General features: G+C 66.2%; 14 protein-coding genes. 10 read left to right on the top strand and 4 right to left on the bottom strand.

The features are described 5' to 3' along the window. The first annotated feature begins 272 nt into the window (after positions 1–272). From H4W26_RS07690 to H4W26_RS07670, 5 genes are read left to right on the top strand one after another with little or no spacing between them, the layout of a single operon-like run. Positions 273–755 carry a hypothetical protein gene (locus H4W26_RS07690; RefSeq protein WP_192591492.1) on the top strand — a complete coding sequence of 161 codons (483 nt, stop codon included), beginning with the start codon at positions 273–275 and terminating at the stop codon, positions 753–755. After that, on the top strand, positions 740–1,126 hold the full coding sequence (locus H4W26_RS07685; protein WP_318779803.1) for a hypothetical protein: 387 nt from the start codon (positions 740–742) through the stop codon (positions 1,124–1,126). Before H4W26_RS07690 ends, H4W26_RS07685 begins: the two co-directional genes overlap by 16 nt. Continuing rightward, positions 1,123–2,808, top strand: a complete 1,686-nt coding sequence (locus H4W26_RS07680) for a sodium/solute symporter (protein ID WP_192591491.1) — start codon at positions 1,123–1,125, stop codon at positions 2,806–2,808. The genes H4W26_RS07685 and H4W26_RS07680 overlap by 4 nt, the downstream gene beginning before the upstream one ends. Continuing rightward, positions 2,798–4,123: a histidine kinase gene (locus tag H4W26_RS07675; protein WP_192591490.1), complete on the top strand. Its 1,326-nt coding sequence runs from the start codon at positions 2,798–2,800 to the stop codon at positions 4,121–4,123. Before H4W26_RS07680 ends, H4W26_RS07675 begins: the two co-directional genes overlap by 11 nt. A 42-nt stretch (positions 4,124–4,165) precedes the next feature. Continuing rightward, positions 4,166–4,978, top strand: coding sequence for a LytR/AlgR family response regulator transcription factor (locus H4W26_RS07670; RefSeq protein ID WP_192591489.1), 813 nt, complete (start codon positions 4,166–4,168; stop codon positions 4,976–4,978). Positions 4,979–5,045: 67 nt separating this feature from the next. Here the strand turns inward: H4W26_RS07670 and H4W26_RS07665 are convergent, their stop codons facing one another. After that, entirely contained in the window at positions 5,046–5,663 is a 618-nt protein-coding gene (locus H4W26_RS07665; RefSeq protein ID WP_192591488.1) for a hypothetical protein, read from the bottom strand. A 223-nt stretch (positions 5,664–5,886) separates the two neighbouring features. Here H4W26_RS07665 and H4W26_RS07660 point away from each other — a divergent pair, with 223 nt between their 5' ends. Beyond that, the gene (locus H4W26_RS07660) at positions 5,887–6,717 is read left to right on the top strand and encodes an aldo/keto reductase (protein ID WP_192591487.1); all 831 of its coding nucleotides are present in this window, start codon (positions 5,887–5,889) and stop codon (positions 6,715–6,717) included. A 143-nt stretch (positions 6,718–6,860) separates the two neighbouring features. Here the strand turns inward: H4W26_RS07660 and H4W26_RS07655 are convergent, their stop codons facing one another. Continuing rightward, positions 6,861–8,957 (bottom strand): BCCT family transporter, encoded by a 2,097-nt coding sequence (locus H4W26_RS07655; protein ID WP_192591486.1) that lies wholly within the window; start codon positions 8,955–8,957, stop codon positions 6,861–6,863. 414 nt (positions 8,958–9,371) lie between these two features. Between H4W26_RS07655 and H4W26_RS07650 the strand changes: the two genes are divergently transcribed. The 4 genes from H4W26_RS07650 (at position 9,372) to H4W26_RS07635 (ending at position 13,971) form a co-directional block, all read left to right on the top strand. Then, positions 9,372–10,673 carry an endonuclease/exonuclease/phosphatase family protein gene (locus tag H4W26_RS07650; protein ID WP_192591485.1) on the top strand — a complete coding sequence of 434 codons (1,302 nt, stop codon included), beginning with the start codon at positions 9,372–9,374 and terminating at the stop codon, positions 10,671–10,673. 41 nt (positions 10,674–10,714) lie between these two features. After that, positions 10,715–11,671: a hypothetical protein gene (locus H4W26_RS07645; RefSeq protein ID WP_192591484.1), complete on the top strand. Its 957-nt coding sequence runs from the start codon at positions 10,715–10,717 to the stop codon at positions 11,669–11,671. Positions 11,672–11,779: 108 nt separating this feature from the next. After that, the gene (locus H4W26_RS07640; protein WP_318779802.1) at positions 11,780–12,808 is read left to right on the top strand and encodes a glycerophosphodiester phosphodiesterase; all 1,029 of its coding nucleotides are present in this window, start codon (positions 11,780–11,782) and stop codon (positions 12,806–12,808) included. A gap of 80 nt (positions 12,809–12,888) precedes the next feature. Then, the gene (locus tag H4W26_RS07635; RefSeq protein ID WP_192591482.1) at positions 12,889–13,971 is read left to right on the top strand and encodes a universal stress protein; all 1,083 of its coding nucleotides are present in this window, start codon (positions 12,889–12,891) and stop codon (positions 13,969–13,971) included. Positions 13,972–14,151: 180 nt separating this feature from the next. On the opposite strand, the gene H4W26_RS14025 is transcribed toward H4W26_RS07635, so the two are convergent. Beyond that, a complete protein-coding gene (locus tag H4W26_RS14025) occupies positions 14,152–16,362 on the bottom strand; it encodes a C40 family peptidase (RefSeq protein WP_318779801.1) in 2,211 nt (736 codons plus the stop codon). A 455-nt stretch (positions 16,363–16,817) separates the two neighbouring features. Continuing rightward, positions 16,818–17,183 (bottom strand): metallopeptidase family protein, encoded by a 366-nt coding sequence (locus tag H4W26_RS07625; protein WP_192591481.1) that lies wholly within the window; start codon positions 17,181–17,183, stop codon positions 16,818–16,820. Positions 17,184–17,271 lie beyond the last annotated feature (88 nt).

Here is a 17,271-nt window from a genome sequence, read left to right as displayed (position 1 = left end):
GCTCCCTTCTTATCTGTGCGAGGCGATTCACCCGCACGGGATGCGCGGGGCCGTGTCTAAGCCACTCAAAATGTGAAGCAGATCACAAGAGCGACGCCTCTCAGTGGTGCATCTGTGTTTGCCAACGGCGGGTATTCGTCGACGAACGGAGAGTCCACTCCAAGAGGCCGCTCGCCGGACGATAGGTGCTGCTCAGCGCCCCAAACCCGCCGCTGGCTGGAATCTCGGTCGAAGATTGCTGCTGTGGCGTCGATCACACCTAGGATGGCCGCATGACCACGACTGCTGACAAGGGCATCTACGGCGGCCTCTCTGCCCGCCTCAAGGCTGGACGCGCCACCGGCTGGGGAGTGTTCCACCCCGGCAGTCGTGCCATGATCCTCGGCGGACTGATGCTGATCGTCTCGGCCTTCCTGCCGTGGGTCTACCTGCCCTTCATGGAGCAGGTCACCGGTGAGACCTATGCCCTGCGCGGCACCGACGGTCCCGGTGTCATCACGCTGGCGGTGGGCTTCCTCGCCTTCGCCGGAGCGTTCGTCCCGCGGCGTCGGCTCGCCATCGCCCACGCGATCATCCCTGGACTGCTCGTGGCGGCGATCGTTCTGCTCCAGGCCTGGAACATCCTCGCGTTCTCGGCCCAGGCAGATGCCTGGGGCGGGCTGCTGCCGGGGATGGGGCTCGTGCTCGCCGGCGGTGGAGCCGTCGTGCTGATCAAGTCCGCCTGGAACATGTACCGGACGTGGATGCCCGCCTGAGCCGAGGCGAGACCGAGGTGGCGCTGCCTGATATCGGCGCATCTTCCGACCGGGAGGTGCGCGACACCCCCGCCGAGGTCGATGCCGCCTTCCGCGCTCAGCGCGCGATCGCGCTGGCCTACTTCTTCCTGTTCCTGATCCTCGTCGCCGCGTTTCCGGTGCTGACCATCACCCTTCAGTGGTGGACCGGTGCGCGCGTGCTCGGTGGTCTCAGTCCTGGTTTCGTGGCGGCGGCCGGAGGGCTCTATCTGGTCTTCGCGGTGATCGGCATCGCCGCCGCTCGGCTCAGCGCCTCGGTGGAATCGCGCATGCTCGGCGGGCAGAAGGAGCTCGATGACCCGGAGATCTCCGCTGAGGAGGCCCCCCGGTGACCTCCACAGCAGTGGTGACCTTGGCTGCTGTCCTGGTGATCGTGCTCGGGGTCTCCTTCCTCAGTCGCCCGCGCGGCCCGTCCACGGTGGACTTCTACCTCGCCGGGCAGCGTGTGGGGGTGATGACGAACTCCTGGGCGATCTGCGGCGACTATCTCTCCGCGGCCTCGTTCCTCGGCGTCGCCGCCGCCGTCTATGTCTCAGGTCTGGATGGCGCCTGGTATGCGGTGGGGTTCGCCGCCGGATTTGTTCCGGTGCTGCTGCTGATCGCCGCCCCGCTGCGCCGGTTCGGGGAGTTCTCGCTGGCGGACTTCCTGGGCCGTCGGATGGACTCTGATCCGGTGCGTCTGGCCTCGGTGGGGGTCGTGCAGCTGGTCATCCTCTGCTATCTCGTCCCGCAGTCCGTGGGCGGGGGGATCACCTGGGAGCTGCTCGTCGGACAGGGGCTGCTCGGGCTCTCGCCCTATGCGACCGGAGTGCTGCTCTCCACGGCGGTGGTCGCCGTCGTCGTCGCCTTCGGCGGCATGCGCGGGACCACCTGGAATCAGGCGGTCCAGTTCCTGCTGCTCTTCGCCGCGCTGGTCTGGCTGGCCGTGGTGGTGACCGCAGACGGCTTCCGCTATGGCGATGCCGTGCACAGTCTCAGCCAGGCGCCGCTGGCCAACCCCACGCTCGGCGGGCCCGAGGGCCAGGACTGGGTGCTCACCGAGGAGACCAATCAGATGCACCCCGGAGAGCCCGCGCTCTTCGGGGAGCCGGGGGCGCGCTACGGCCCCCTGGGTCAGGTGGCGCTGGTGGTGACCCTGGGTCTCGGCACCGCAGGACTGCCGCATGTGATGAATCGATACTTCACCTCGCCCACCGGCAAGGCTGCCCGCACCACCACGGTCTGGGTGCTGATGCTTATCGGTGCCTTCTACGCCATGGCGATCATGCTCGGCACCGCCGCGCGGGACATCATCCCCGACGCCGTCGCCGGCCGGCCCTGGCTCGAGGAGCTCACCGTCAACGGCGTGCTGCACACACCAGAACATGCGCTGCCGGTGCTGGGACGCATCTACGGGGAGCAGTCCGGACTCGGCCTGATCGCCGCCGCCGCGCTGATCGCCGCCATGTCCACCGTCGCGGGGCTGCTGCTCGCCTCGGCGGCGACCTGGGGCCACGACGTCTATGAGCGCCACATCAATCCCAAGGCCACTCAGCGCCAGGCCGTCTGGGCAGGGCGGATCACCACGCTGCTCGGCGCCGCCCTCGCGGCGGGCCTGGCCATCGCGCTGCGTCCCGAGGCCTTCGCCCCGGCCATGCCCTCGCTGGTCGCCACCATGGTGACCTGGGCCTTCGCCGTCGCAGGGTCCGCTCTGACGCCGGTGCTGGTGCTGGCGATCTGGTGGCACAGGACGACGGCGGCCGGGGCGCTCGCCGGTCTGCTCACGGGCGCGGGGCTTTCGGTGAGCATGTTCCTCACTGCGGGCCTGATTGACACCACCTGGCTGCGCGAGCTGCTTGCCGCGCCCACCTTGGTGGTGGCCCCGATCACCGTGGCGGTCGTGGTGCTGGTCTCGCGGCGCACCAGCGCGCCGGCGGGTGTGCAGGCACACTGGGTGCAGATGCACGGGACCGCCGCGGATCGCCGCGCGGAACGCATGGCCCGACTGACGCGAGGGGGAATGGATGCGCGGTAGCGCGATACTGGCGGCGGCGGTGACGCTGATCTGGGTGCTGGTCTACGTCGGCACCCAGGTCCTCGCCGATCCGGCGCTGCCCATGGTCCCCACCCTGGGGCTCGGGCTCTTCCTGACCATCGGAGCGGTGCTGGGATATCCCTCGGCGCTGCGCGGGGCCACCGGGCGGCGTCGGCAGCGTCCGGTCTCTCCTCGTGAGGTCGAGGTGAGCCGCGGGGTGCGAGATCTCGCCGCGGCAGGGCGTTCCATGCCGCTGCGTGCAGGCCTGACCCCGGAGGCCGCGCGGCGCACCTGCGAGCTGCTGCGTCCGATGCTCTCCGGCGACGCGGTCTCGATCACGGACCGCGAGCAGATCCTCGCCTATGTCGGCCCCGGTGCGGACCACCACCGCGAGGGCGCGCAGATGCAGACTTCTGCGGCGCCTCGCACGATCGCCAGGGGCAAGACCCAGGTGGTCCGTGACCGGGCGTCCGTGGGCTGCCGCACCACAGATTGTGAGGTGACCTCAGCGGTGATCGTTCCGCTGCGCGTGGGCAGTCGCGTGATCGGAACGCTGGGGGTCTACCAGGCCGAGACTGAGATCCCGCCGCGCCGGCTCGTGGAGGATATGGCCGCGATGCTGTCGCTGCACCTGGAGCTGGCGGAGCTGGACCGGGAGAAGCAGCTCGCCACGGACGCTCGTCTGAACGCGCTGCGGGCCCAGATCAACCCACACTTCCTGTTCAACATTCTCAACACCATCGCTTCGAAGGCGCGCACTCGCCCGGACGAGGCGCGCGAGCTGCTGCTGAGACTCTCCGAGTTCTTCCGTTATGCGGTGCGGCAGGAGGGCCACTACGCGGAGTTCGCGCAGGAGTACTACTTCGTGCGCACCTATGTCTCTCTGGAGCAGGCTCGCTTCGGGGACCGGCTCAAGGTCCGCTATGACATCGACCCACAGGTGCTCACCACCCGGGTGCCGGTGCTGATGATCCAGCCGCTGGTGGAGAATGCGGTCAAGCATGGGATCGCGGGCAAGCCCGCAGGGGGCACCGTGCATCTGCGTGCCCGGGTGGATCCTCTGGCCCGCACCACCAGCATCAGGGTCAGCGACGACGGCGTCGGCATGGCCCCCGAGGTGCTGGCCAAGATGGCCGACAGTGCCCGGGAGCTTCGCGGCCTGGATTCGATCCAGGAGGATCCCAGCCACGCCGGTGTGGGGCTGCAGAACATCACGGAGCGGCTCAACTCGTTGTTCGGGGACCGTTACGACCTCTCCATCTCCACTCCGCGGTCCGGTGGCACCGTGGTGGAACTGACCATTCCGCTCCGGTGATGCGAATCACATAAACCTGAACATCAGCTCTATACTGGGCGGATGCACCCCCGGGCCCTGATCGTCGACGATGAGGCGCCGGCCCGTGAGGAATTGCGATTTCTGCTGGAGGAGATCGGCGGTGTCCAGGTGGTCGGCGAGGCCACCAATGGCGAAGAGGCGTTGCTGCTGCTGAACTCGCTGGCCTATGACCTGGTCTTTCTGGATATACGGATGCCTGGGCTGACCGGACTCCAGGTTGCCGAGCGGCTGCGCGGATCGGCGGGCGCTCAGGGAGCTCGGCGCCCCCAGGTCATCTTCACCACGGCCTACCCCGATCACGCCGTGGAGGCCTTCGATCTGGCGGCGGCCGACTATCTGGTCAAGCCCTTTTCTGCGGAGCGGCTGCAGCGTTCGGTGGAACGAGCCCTGGCCGGTGCTGAGACCTCAGCGACCCCGGCCTCTGCGGACTCAGCAGCTCGGTCGGCGCCAGTCGCTGCAGCCTCAGGCGAGACGGCTCCCGCGGAACGCTCAGCGCAGCATCAGCTGGTGCGGATCCCCGTGCAGAAGGACGGGCGCACCGTGTTGGTGGAGGGCGACGCGATCGCCTACGCCGTGGCGGCGCGCGGGTATGCCTCGCTGAAGCTGGCGGATGACCGTGTGCTGGTTTCCTTCTCGCTCAACGAGCTCGAGCGCAGGCTGCAGGGTCACTTCTTCCGTGTTCACCGCTCATATCTGGTGAACCTGCGCTACGTCCGCGAACTCGTGCCGGACTTCCGAGGCACCCTGGTGCTGGTGCTCAACGATCGCCAGCGCAGTCGGGTCGAGGTGTCCCGCCGGCATGCGCCCGAGCTGCGCCGACGCCTCGGCCTGTGAACCGCTCTCGCGGCGATCGGGCCGGTGGTCGGCTCGGCTGCGAGTGCGAGCCAGGCCAGCGCCCCGCTCAACTGCGCGGGCGGTCCTCCGGCAGGCTCTGCGGCATCGGCTTGGTGGGCTGAGCCTGCCCTGCCGGGGCGGATTCCTGCCGCGGCGCCGAGGCCGGCGCGGAGGCTGGTGCCGGCGAAGCAGGATCTCGGTCCAGTCCCTTGCGCTGCTCGGCCTCTCCCACGGGCTTCTTCCCGGAGTCCTTCGCAGCGTTGTGATTCTTGCTCGTGTCCTTCCGGGGGGCTGGTGCACTCTGGCGGCCCCAGGCCTTGATGCATCCGAGCATCACGTAGGCGATCAGCAGCGCCAGTGTCAGCAGCCCATGCAGGACCATGTTCGCGGTGGAGCCGGCGGCGTCCTGATTGCTGAAGGCCAGCACGAACATGCCGGCGCTGTGCAGGATGGTCAGCTCCATCAGTCCTGGGTAGGCCCGTGGGCGCCACGCGACCAGCGCGAAGAGGCCCGCGAAGACGACCAGGCCGAAGGCATGCCAGGCTTCCGCGAGGAACGTCTCGGGGCCGGACTGCTGGAGCTGGGCCATGGACCAGCCGGCGAAACCAGCGGTGCCCAGGGCTGAGACGATCAGCAGGGTCCGCCCGGTGGCGCGGCGTCGTGACGTGGTGACCTCTGCTGGCATGGTGTTTCCTCTGCGATCGGCGTGGGGCGGATGTGTCCGGTGCTGATCTCAGCCTAAGCCCGCGGGCAACCGCTGACCAGTGAGGACAGGCTCGTATGATGCGTGGAGGGCATCCAGGAGTGTCTGTGGTTCACCACATGGAATGAACCTGTCCATGTGGTGGTTCGCAGTTTATGAGAGCAAGGATGCTCCCGAACATGCACGGAGTACTAGAAAGGTTTCCATGGCTACTGTTCCCACCATCACACTCAACGACGGCGCTGAGATCCCTCAGCTCGGCTTCGGCGTCTGGCAGGTCCCTGCGGATGATGCCGAGAAGGTCGTCACCGAAGCACTGAAGGTCGGCTACCGACACATCGACAACGCTGCCGTCTACGGCAACGAAGAAGGTGTCGGCCGGGCGATCGCCGCCTCGGACGTGCCTCGCGAAGACCTGTTCATCACCACGAAGGTCTGGGTCAACGACTTCAAGGCGGGCAAGACCCGACAGGCCCTGGAGACTTCGCTGCAGAAGCTGGGCCTGGACTACGTGGATCTGTTCCTGATCCACTGGCCTTCACCGGAGGACGAGGCATACCTCGACGCCTGGAAGACCATGGAGGAGCTGCAGTCGGAGGGACTGACGCGCAGCATCGGTGTCTCCAACTTCCTCCCGGAGCACCTGGACCGGGTCCTCGAGGCCGGCACCATCGTGCCTGCGATCAACCAGGTGGAGATCCACCCGGCGCTGCAGCAGCGCGACATCCAGGAGGCCAACGAAAAGCACGGCATCAAGACGCAGGCCTGGAGCCCCTTGGCTCAGGGCGCGGTCTTCGAAGATGAGCCGGTCAAAGCCGCAGCCGAGGCGCACAACGTCTCACCCGCACAGGTGGTCATCCGTTGGCACCTGCAGCGTGGTCGCATCCTCTTCCCCAAGTCCGTCACCCCGGAGCGCATCGCCTCGAACTTCGATGTCTTCGGCTTCGAGCTCAGCGAGGACGAGCTCACCGCCATTGATTCGCTGGAGCGCGACGGCAGGAGCGGGCCCAACCCGGGAGAGTTCAACCCCTCCTGAGGCGACGCTCGGGGAGCTTCGGTCGATGAGCTGAAGCATCATCAGAGCGAGGCAGCACCAGAAAGAGCCGCAAGAAGAGCAGGGCCCCATTTCGATGAGAACTGGGGCCCTGCTCTTCTTATGCGACCGAGTCGCTCAGCGGGTCAGCGCTGAGTCTTGTCCTCGGTCGTCTTGGGGTCAGTCGGCTCGACGTCGCCGTTGCTGACTGCCTCGTCATAGATCTGCTCGGACTCCCACTGCTGACCGGTGGCCGATTCAGCGAACTCGGGAGTCTCGAAGACCTGATCCGCGATCGGATCGTTGAACGCCACGTCTTCGTCCCAGCCGATGGTGCCCGTCTCCGGGTTGACCGTGGTGGAATGCGATGGCACGTCCTGGATGGCGAAGACCATGTCATCGGCGGCGAACTCCGGCGGGATCTCTGCGCCCTTCGCGGTGGGCTTGTCCAGACCGGACAGAGTTGCTGAGGTGCTGCCGAAGAAGCCTCTCAGCGCGGCGCGCTGTCCGGTGACCATCGTGCGAAGGTTGCGGTGAACGCCGGGAGTGGAGTTCTCGCCGCCGGCGGCGCTGCGTGCAGTGTCCACGAGTGCCGCCTTGCTCGCCGTCGGACGGATCCGCACATAGCGAGGCATGGTGGCGGTTTCATAGTTGAACATCCGCACCTGCGCGATCACTGCCAACACCATCACGATGGACAGCGGGGCTGCCGCGGCGATGGAGGTGACCTGAAGCACGCGCAATGCTGCATCGGCAGCCTCGCCGCCCGCTGCCAGCAGCACGATCGCCGTGATGGCGATGAAGATGGTCCAGAAGACTCGGGTCAGTTTCGGAGTGTCGGTGCGCCCGCCGTAGGCGAGCACATCGGTGACCAGCGAACCCGAGTCGCCCGAGGTGATGAAGAAGATCGCGATCACCAGGATCGCCACCACGGCTGTGATGGAGGCCAGAGGCAGCTGCTCGAGCAGCGTGAAGGTGGCCCCCACGGTGTCGATGTTGCCGTCGTCGACCATGACGCCTTCGGTCATCTGGTAGTAGATGCCCGAGGAGCCGAAGATGGTGAACCAGAGAAGGCTCACCAGGGTCGGTGCCAGCAGCACGCCCATGACGAACTGTCGGATGGTGCGACCGCGGGAGATGCGCGCGATGAACATGCCCACGAACGGCGACCAGCTCATCCACCAGCCCCAGTAGTAGATGGTCCAGTCAGCGGACCAGCCGGCCTCGTCGCCACCGACGTAGTTGGCCCCGGTTTCGAACATGAGCTCGGGGAAGGCCATGAAGTACTCGCCCAGGTTCCCGACGAAGGACTGCAGCAGGAACAGAGTCGGCCCGGCGATCAGCACGAACAGTGCGAGGATCGCGGCCATCACCATGTTGAAGTTGGAGAGCCACTTCAGACCCTTGTTCACGCCGGTGATCACCGAGAAGGTGGCGATCGCCATGATGACCACGATGATCGCCGTCAGCAGCACGGTGTTGGACGGATCTTCGATCCAGCCCATGAAGCCCAGCCCGGACGCGATCTGCTGCGTGCCGATGCCAAGGGAGGTGACGATGCCGAAGACGGTGCCCACGATGGCGACCACGTCGATGACGTGGCCCACCCAGGACTCGATGAGCTTGCGCCCGAAGATCGGTTCCAGCAGCCAGCGGATGGACAGCGGACGCCCACGGCGGAAGGTCATATACGCCAGACCTAGTCCGACGACCACGTAGATGGCCCAGGCGTGCAGGCCCCAGTGGAATGCTGCCTGACCCATGGCAGTTCCGGAGAGCGCAGTCTCCGACGCGTTCACCACGTCACCGTTGGCATCCACGCCCGTTGCACCCGTGACATCCGGGGGAGCGATGAAGTGCCACAGCGGTTCAGCGACGCCCCAGAAGACGAGGCCGATGCCCATGCCGGCGGCGAAGAGCATGGTGAACCATGAGCCCAGCGAGAATTCGGGCTTCTCGTCGTCGCGTCCCAGCCGGATGTTGCCGGCCTTGGACAGACCTGCCCACAGTGCAAAGACCACGAAGCCGGTGGCGATCAGGACGTACCACCAGCCGATGGTGTCCACGATGGTGGAGTTCAGCGTCTCGAACGCATCGGCGCCGTTCGCCGATCCCCAGATGGTGGCGAAGATCAGGCCGACGACGATGATGAGCACCGCCGGAATGAAGACGGGCTTGTTCAGGCCGCGCCAGGCATCAGCCGGCGACCAGTCCCGCAGTTGAGCTTCGGGTTCCGAAGCCATGAAGTCCTCCTCAGTCAGGTGAGAGTGTTCTCTAGTTATGTGCAAGGTGATTCACCTCTTGCGCACTCGATTCAGGCCAGACACAGAAAAACGACGCCGACTCTGATGCCTCACCAGGTGGGTGTGATCCCAGCCCGGTGTGACAGGCGGCAGAGATCCTGCGTCGTCGTCAGAAGGGTCTTGACACCTGCGTTCCTGCGCGGGTGAATCGGTAGCGTCCACCTACTATTTACACACTCAATGCGCTTATAATGCAACTGCCGTCCGCCGTATGGGACCTCCCGAGGGGCGCTTCAGAGCGGCCCCGCCCAGGCCAGAGGCCCCCTGGATCCCGACTGTCACGCCTTCATAACTGTTTCCCCAAGACCGCTTCTGGGGTTGGCAGGGCGAGGCCACGGGGTTACGGTGTAACCCATGCCCACTGGCCAGATGCACCCTGCGCTCCGTACCAGGGGAGTCTTCAAAGGCGCCACGTCTGCCTGCCTGGTGGCCTCACTGATGGTGGCAGGCTCCGCTGCAGCGCGGGCCTCTACCCCGGAGCCCGCCGTCACCGCGCAGCTCCCCGGCTACCCGACTCCCGGCCAGCCGGTGTCCCCTTCTGCTGACGAGCAGCCCTCCACGACCGTCGAGAAGGACGCCAGCGATCTCCGAGTGGCCACGCTACACGCGGGTCTGCGCTCCGGGTCCTCCGCTGAACTCCTGGACGATCTTCAGGGGGGAATGCATCCTGCGGCGCGGGTGCTCGCGGAGACCGTGCAGGCCAACGCCCCGGACGTCCTGGTGCTCACCGGCATCAGCTACGACGAGAACCAGGAGATCGCGGAGACCCTGAACAGTCAGTACCTTGCCCGCGGCCAGAACGGGCAGACGGGCATGCAGTACTCCTACACCTACACGGCTCCCACAAACTCGGGGATCGATTCCGGTGCCGACCTCGACGGTGATGGGCGCGTGGGCGGACCTGCTGACGCGATCGGCTATGGGAGTCATCCCGGGGAGCGCGGCATGGCAGTGTTCTCGGCTCACCCCATCGCTGAGGATGAGGTCCGCACCTTCCAGGAGTTCCTCTGGGAGGACATGCCCGACAACTCGATGCCGGAGGGGCAGTTCTCTGACCTCGAGAAGTCAGTGCTGCGACTTCCCAGCACCAGCATGTGGGACATCCCGGTAGAGGTCCCGGGTGAGCCCGGACATGTTCACGTGGTAGCCACCGACCTCAACAGCTCACCACGGTCCGCGCGCCCCGGCGAGGCGCGCAACGAGGACCAGCGTCGCATGGTCGCCGACTTCGTCTCCGGCTCAGCCTGGTATCTCTACGACGACGACGGCGCCCGCGGTGGTCTCGGGGCAGAGGATTCCTTTGTGGTCGCCGGCAGCCTGGCCGACGAGGATGAACTGGCGACGTCGCCCGCCGACAAGGTTCCAGAGCTCTCCAGTCTGCTCAAGAGTGAGGTGTTGCAGGACCCAGCTCCGGAAGCCGTGACCGATGAGCCGCTTCCCGAGCGTGACGAGGCGGCGGACCCGCAGGCTACTCAGGGGCTGAGCAACGGTGAAGCGGTGCGCTCCTCCTATGTGCTTCCCGCAACCGCCCTCGAGGTGGATGGGGCGGGCGTCTTCTGGCCGGCCGAGGGCGAGTTCGGCTTCAACCTGGTGGACCCGGCGGAGTCGGCCTCGCCCTCAGGCCGGCTGGTCTGGCTCGACATCGCCACCAGCTGAGCGCTCACCTCGCAGTCAGGGTGAAGCTCTAGACTGAAGCCATGGCACCGACGAAACGGACGCTCATGCGCACAGCAGCCACCGGGTTCTTCGTCCAGCGGACGGTCTCCGCGGTCAAGGATCACGCCTTCGACGATCGCGGGAGTCTGACGCCCCGCGCCGAGTCCATGTTGACTCGGGCGGTCACCGTCCAGCGTCCCATCGTGCTGGCCAATCTGCGCAGGCTGCGCAAGGCCCATCCAGACTTCTCCAACCGACAGCTCGCAGCTCAGCTGGAGCGAGAGTTCGTGCGCGGACTGACCGGTGGCGGCGCGCTCATCGGAGCCACGGCAGCGGTTCCCGCGGTGGGCACGCTCACTTCGCTGGGCCTCTCCGCCGCAGCCACAGGCACCTTCCTCGAGGGTTGCGCCCTCTACGCCCAGTCCATGGCAGAGCTTTCCGGGATCAGCACCGAGGACCCGGAACGGGCGAAGCTGCTCGTGATGGGCGTGATGCTGGGAGAACAGGGCCGCAAGCTGCTCAGCGAACTCTCACAGCAGGCCGGAGGCAAGGGATCAGGACCCTTCGCCTCACTCGTGCCCATGAACTCATCCTCCAGCTCCGCAGGGATGACGGGCGTGCTGGTCAACCAGATCAAGCGACAGTTCGTCCGCCGATTCTTCATCCGTCAGGGCACCTCCATGGTGGGCCGGGCGATACCCTTCGGCATCGGCGCCGTCGTCGGCGGGGCCGCCAATCACAGCCTCGCTCGTCAGATCGTGAAATCGGCGCACATGACCTTCGGCGATCTCCCCGAGCACACACCGGAGTCCCTGCTGCACGACCTGAAGCGCGCCAAGGAACGTGAGCGTCAGCGCGCCGAACGCCGGCAGCGGCGGGGGCGCAAGCGCGAGATCCTCGCGCAGCGCGGGGCGACTGGACGGGACAGCGGGAGCGCCACGCCTGAACTTGCGGCGGAGAACAGCTCCGAGACGCCGGCCAAGACCACCAGACGCTGACGCACTGTCCAGCGAGGGATCCTAGGTCACGCCATGTTCATCTCCTCTTCCCCCGAGACGCCGCACAATGGACGTGTCCCGTTGTCCTTCGCGGCGCAGCATGAGCCTGTGACCACTGACCTAGTGCAGACCCACGATCTTCCCAACACCGTGCCGGTGGCGCCCCCAGTCAGTCGGAGCCCGCGAGACCACGGCCTGTTCTCCCCGGCAGAGGCACCGGATGGGCGAGCTCGTGCCGCGTCGCGCCAGGCGATCATCTTCGCCCACCGCGGAGCATCGGGACTCTTTCCCGAGCACAGCCGAGCCGCCTATCAGCGCGCGATCGAAGAAGGCGCCGACGGTTTGGAGATCGATCTGCACCTGACCGCCGACGGTGAGCCGGTCTGCTTCCATGACGCGACCGTGGACCGCACCAGCAATGGCACGGGGGCCGTGGCCGAGCTGAGCCTGGCCGAGCTGAGGTCCCTGGACGTGACCAGCTGGAAGACCCCGCGACTGCCCGCAGAGTACGGAGTCCGCCACCAGCAGCTGATGACGCTCTCCGATGTGTTGGAGATGCTCCTCGACGCCGGGCGCGATATCAGCCTCGCCATCGAGTTCAAGCATCCGTCCCCCTATGGTGACCGGCTCGAGACCAAAGTGCTGCGGACCCTGCTGAGCTTCGGGTGGGACCCCGAGACCTCCGTGATTCCTGCGGGAGATGCCTCTGAGTACTCGGTGACGGTCTCCTTCATGAGCTTCTACCCGGGTTCTCTACTCTACCTCACGGAGATGGTGGCTCCGGACAAGCTGTGCGCCCTGATGAGCAACGTCACCGAGGCGCAGGTGCGGAAGCGGCTGCGTGGGGTTCCGATGGCCTTCGCCGCCCGGCCCGTGGTGGCCGCAGTGATGCGCGGGACTCTGCGAGATTCAGAGGCCCTGGTGTGGAAGGGACGCGCCGGCATCGCCGGTCCGGGTCTCGCCTACCTGAAGAAGCATCGGGCCGAGGTGAAGGCGTGGCTCGCGCGGGGCACGCGTCTGCGGGTCTGGACCGTGGATGATCCGCAGGACGCCCGATTCCTGCTGGATCTCGGCGTCCAGGAGATGACCACGAACTATCCCGCACGGCTGCTGGAGGCCGTGACGCCGGCTCGCTGAAACACCCGCGGATGTCTCAGCCCGCATGTGAGCGATATCATGGGCGCAAGCTGACCGCCTACGGCCTTCAGGAGCTCGCCATGACTGACCCACGAACCCACGATTCCCATGAGGCTGACTCGACGATGAAGCCGCGCGGCGTCGTCGTCGGGGTCGACGGCTCCGAGCAGTCCCTGCGCGCCGCGCACTGGGCGGCCGCCGAGGCGCATCGCCGTATGCTTCCGCTGACGGTGGTCACCGCCTATTCGATCCCCGCCTTCGCGGCCTCGTCCATGGACGGCGGGTATGCCCTGATGGATGACTCAGCGCTGCGGCAGGGGTCCGAGAAGGTCATCGAACAAGCGGCCGAGTTCCTGCGGGACTACCCCGGTGAGATCCACTACGAGGTGGAATCGGGCGATCCCTCAGGAGTCCTGCTGGACTACTCGCACGAGGCCGTCGTACTGGTGGTCGGCAGCAGGGGTCGGGGAGGGTTCCTCGGACGTCTGCTCGGTTCGGTCTCCTCGGCGCTGCCGGCCCACGCCAAGTGTCCGACCGTGCTGGTGCCGCTGAAGTTCTCCGCCAAAGAGTCCAACGCGGTGACCACGTCCACCGGCGCCATCCCGATCGTCTCGGCGTCGCAGCGCCCGGGGACGGCTGCGCCGGAGTCCGTCATCGCAGAGGGTGCCCACCCCATCCGGCCCAAGGACGCCCGTCCGGTCACGGCAGGGGTGGACGGTTCAGACTTTGGTCGCGTCGCGGCATTGGTAGCGGCGCGGGAGGCCAGTGAACGGGGGACCAGCCTGCGCATCGTCTGCGCGCTGCCCCCGGTGGGCGCCACACTGGTGTGGATCCCGACCAACATCGACAATGATTCGGCGCTCAAGGAGCTTCGCGAGAAGCTCGAGGCGGGGAAGCGGTGGCTGCACAGCCACTACCCGGAGCTGCAGATCGACGCCGAGGTCATCGACGGCACCGCAGTGGATGTCCTGGTGCAGGAGACCCGCGGCGCGCAGCTCACGGTGATCGGTACGCGGGGCCGTGGCGGATTCGCAGGGATGCTGCTGGGATCTACCTCCCAGGGCGTCCTGCACCACGCAGAGGGGCCCCTGATGGTGGTTCCCGATCACGAAGACACCCGACTCGGCAACCGCAGCGAGTTCGGACCCGTGCTGGGCGGGTGAGTCTGCGGAGCCGCCACTCCCACGACGCCAGGACCGACCACGGCTGAACAACTCCAGAGACGAAAAGAAGAGGGCTCCCGGTGTCCGACGCCGGGAGCCCTCTTCTGTTCAGATCATCTCAGCGCCCTACCGCGAGCGAGAGAATCCAGTGAGAGGTTATTCAGTTGTGAGTCTTCTCGATCAGACCACTCGGCGGACTGCCGAGGGTGTCTGATACACCGAGCGGACGGTGAGTCCGCGTGAGGGATTCGAGGCGTCGACCATCTGCCCATTGCCCAGGTAGATGCCCACATGCCCCGGCGCGCTGGCGCTGCCGAAGAAGAGCAGGTCGCCGCGGCGCATGTCACCACGGGAGACTCCCTGACCCTCGTAGACCTGTGTGTAGGTGGTCCGGCTGAGGCTGACCCCGGCCTGAGCGAAGGCCTGCTGCACGAGCGAGGAGCAGTCGAAGGCGTTCGGCCCGTTGGCGCCCAGCACGTAGCGGACATCGCTGCGATTGGCCTGTGACACGGCCCAGTTGATCGCGATCTCGGCAGCGTTCGAGTTGCTGCTGGCCGGGACCACATTCGAGGACTGCGACTGGCTCTGCGACTGAGTCGGGGCAGGCTCCTCGCGACGCTCGGGTTCTGGCTCCGGCTCGGGCTCTGGCTCTGGCTCGGGTTCCGGCTCGACCTGGTCGCGCAGGTAGTCGATGTGCCAGCGCATCTGGGTCCAGGAGGCGTTGCCGTCGGCGTTGGTCAGCGAACCGTTGCTCAGCACGGCCCGGTAGTAGTCCTGGGCTCCGCCGCTGAAGCCGGACTCCAGGTCGGCGCCCTGACGCATCAGGGTCTGCATGCTGGTGCTGAGATCACCGAAGGACGCGATGACGGGTTCCGGCTCAGGCTCTGGTTCCGGCTCTGGTTCTGGCTCCGGGGCTGGCTCAGGCTCAGGCTCAGGTTCTGGTTCCGGCTCTGCCTGGTCGCGCAGGTAGTCCACGTGTCCACGGAGCTGCGTCCAGGAGGCGTTGCCGTCGGCGTTGGTCAGCGACTCGTTGCTGAGCACCGTCCGGTAGTAGTCCTCGGCGCTTCCGCTGGACTCAAGCTCGGCACCCTGGCGCAGCAGCGTCTGCATGCTGGTGCTGAGATCACCGAAGGAGGCGATGGCCGGCTCAGGTGCGGATTGTGGTTCCTCGGAAGGTGCGGCTTCCCCATCCGCACCTTCCGAGGAAGTCTCTTCGGCCTCGGCAGCGGCGGCCTCTTCGGCAGCCTCTGCCTCGGCGGCAGCGGCGTCTGCTTCAGCCTGCTCTGCCTCGGCGGCGTCTGCCTCTGCGGCAGCGGCGTCTGCTTCAGCCTGCTCTGCCTCGGCGGCGTCTGCCTCTGCGGCCTCGGCTTCAGCAGCCTCTTCAGCTGCGGCTGCCTCCTCGGCGGCTTCGGCTTCAGCGGCCTCAACTTCTTCGGCAGCCTCTGCCTCGGCGGCTTCAGCGGCCGCGGTCTCTTCAGCTTCAGCGGCCTCGTCCTCGTCGGTGGCCTCAGCCCCTTCGTCCTCGACGGGAGCCTCTTCGGCGTCCTCGTCCGTGACCTGGGCCTGCTCGGCATCGGCGCGAAGGGCGGTGATGCGGTAGGTCAGCTCCTCGTTGTCGACCTGGCCGTCCTCGTCGATGAAGTCCGTGTTGCCGAGGACATGCTCGAAGAAGCTCTGCAGATCGCCATCCCAGCCCTCGAGCTCCATGAGAGTCCGCAGCAGATCCTGGAGGGTCTCGCCCACCTGCTCCACGTCGGTACGTGTGGTCTCGGTGGCGCGATCAGCGTTCTCGTTGGCCTCGGCGGCGCTGGTGGAGTTCTGTCGAGCCTGCTCGGCGAGGCTCTCTGCCTCCTGGGCGGCCTGCTCGGCAGCGACGGCATCCTGTTCAGCCTGGTCTTCCAGCTGAGTGTCGGTCGCGGCGTCGGCCAGGCTGTCCTCTTCGGTGAGCAGGACTTCTGCGGCGGAGGTGTCGCGCTCCTGGTATTCCTCGGCGGCAGCGGCCTGGGACTCTTCAGCTGCGGCGCGGGCCTCCTCGGCGGCGGCTGCGGCTTCATCGGCCTCGACCTGGGACTGCACAGCGGCCTGGTGCTGCTCCTGCATGGCCGTTTCCAGTTCCAACGCTCGCTGGCTGGCCTGAGAGATGCGATCGGCGATCTCGTCGATCATCTGCTCGGTGGCCTGCGAGGAGTCCCGGGCGGTAGAGATCTCTTTGGCGGAGGGAACGGCAGGGAGCTCGGTCAGGGCGACGGAGTCGGAGACGTTGTTGTCATTTTGTTCGACAGAATTGGCGGCACGGTCTGCCACCAGATCGGGGAGAGTTGTCCCGACCAATGCTGTCGTCACGACGGCGGCAGTAACTGCGGCCACCGCAAGATTGCGACGGTATTTCACGGTAGATCCTCACTTAGTCCTCACTGGGGCAGCGCCGCAGCCCTTCTCAGGGGGCCGGTCGAAACGCGGGTGCCTCAGCTCCTGAGCTCACATGGCCAGGCGGGACTTGGGAAGAAGTCTGGGAAACGCTCATCCATCAAATGATCGCCGTGCGGTGCTAGCCATGTGATTCAGAGGCCGAAGCGGAACTATGGGAACCGCGGTTCGAGCCTTTTGGCGCTACGCCGGCAACGATAGTTGTGGATTTGTCATGTTGGCAACAGGTCGTGTCGTTCCTGTGATCAAGCTGTGAACGCTACTTCCGCGTCATTCCGGGGATGTAGAGGCGAAATCTGCTTGTCTCAACCTTCAAGTAGGTTGAAGGTTGAAGCTTCCGAGACTTTGGAATCACTCTGTGCTACGGAGATTTGATATACAAATTTGATAGCGCAATTGGCTCAGCACTCTTTGAACACTCAGCCCCAACCGAGGCGATGCAGCGTCTGATCATCGATGCCGAAGAAGTGCGCCACCTCGTGGATCACGGTGACCGTGACCTGGGTGATGACCTCTTCCCTGGTCTGGCACATCTGCAGGATTGGTTCCTTATATAGGGTGATGCGATCCGGCATGGACCAGCCTTCGCCGCCGCGTTCGGTCAGCGGGATTCCTTCGTAGAGCCCCAGCAGCACGGTGGAGGGGTTCTCCCAGGACTGGGGCTCGTACGTGTCCTCCACGAAGATGGCGACGTTGTCCAGCTGGTCGGCCAGATCTGGGGGAATCAGATCCAGCGCCTCAGTGGTGGCGGAGTCGAACTCCTCGTCGCTCATCTGGAAAGCCATGTGGTCAGTCTAAGGATCTCGGTCATCCAGGCAGTGTTGCGTGATCCCCGGATTTGCTCTGCGGGAGCTGTTCGACCTAAACTTTTAC

The sequence above is a fragment of the Nesterenkonia halotolerans genome (genome assembly GCF_014874065.1).
GTDB classification, from domain to species: domain Bacteria; phylum Actinomycetota; class Actinomycetes; order Actinomycetales; family Micrococcaceae; genus Nesterenkonia; species Nesterenkonia halotolerans.
Note: the sequence above shows the minus strand (reverse complement) of the source record. Positions and strands in the feature narration are given on the sequence as shown.

Excerpts from the sequence above, each read along its gene's own strand:
- H4W26_RS07690 (WP_192591492.1), top strand. The coding sequence starts at position 273 with ATGACCACGACTGCTGACAAGGGCATCTACGGCGGCCTCTCTGCCCGC.
- H4W26_RS07675 (WP_192591490.1), top strand. The coding sequence starts at position 2,798 with ATGCGCGGTAGCGCGATACTGGCGGCGGCGGTGACGCTGATCTGGGTG.
- H4W26_RS07670 (WP_192591489.1), top strand. The coding sequence starts at position 4,166 with ATGCACCCCCGGGCCCTGATCGTCGACGATGAGGCGCCGGCCCGTGAG.
- H4W26_RS07665 (WP_192591488.1), bottom strand. The coding sequence starts at position 5,663 with ATGCCAGCAGAGGTCACCACGTCACGACGCCGCGCCACCGGGCGGACC.
- H4W26_RS07660 (WP_192591487.1), top strand. The coding sequence starts at position 5,887 with ATGGCTACTGTTCCCACCATCACACTCAACGACGGCGCTGAGATCCCT.
- H4W26_RS07655 (WP_192591486.1), bottom strand. The coding sequence starts at position 8,957 with ATGGCTTCGGAACCCGAAGCTCAACTGCGGGACTGGTCGCCGGCTGAT.
- H4W26_RS07650 (WP_192591485.1), top strand. The coding sequence starts at position 9,372 with ATGCCCACTGGCCAGATGCACCCTGCGCTCCGTACCAGGGGAGTCTTC.
- H4W26_RS07645 (WP_192591484.1), top strand. The coding sequence starts at position 10,715 with ATGGCACCGACGAAACGGACGCTCATGCGCACAGCAGCCACCGGGTTC.
- H4W26_RS07635 (WP_192591482.1), top strand. The coding sequence starts at position 12,889 with ATGACTGACCCACGAACCCACGATTCCCATGAGGCTGACTCGACGATG.
- H4W26_RS07625 (WP_192591481.1), bottom strand. The coding sequence starts at position 17,183 with ATGGCTTTCCAGATGAGCGACGAGGAGTTCGACTCCGCCACCACTGAG.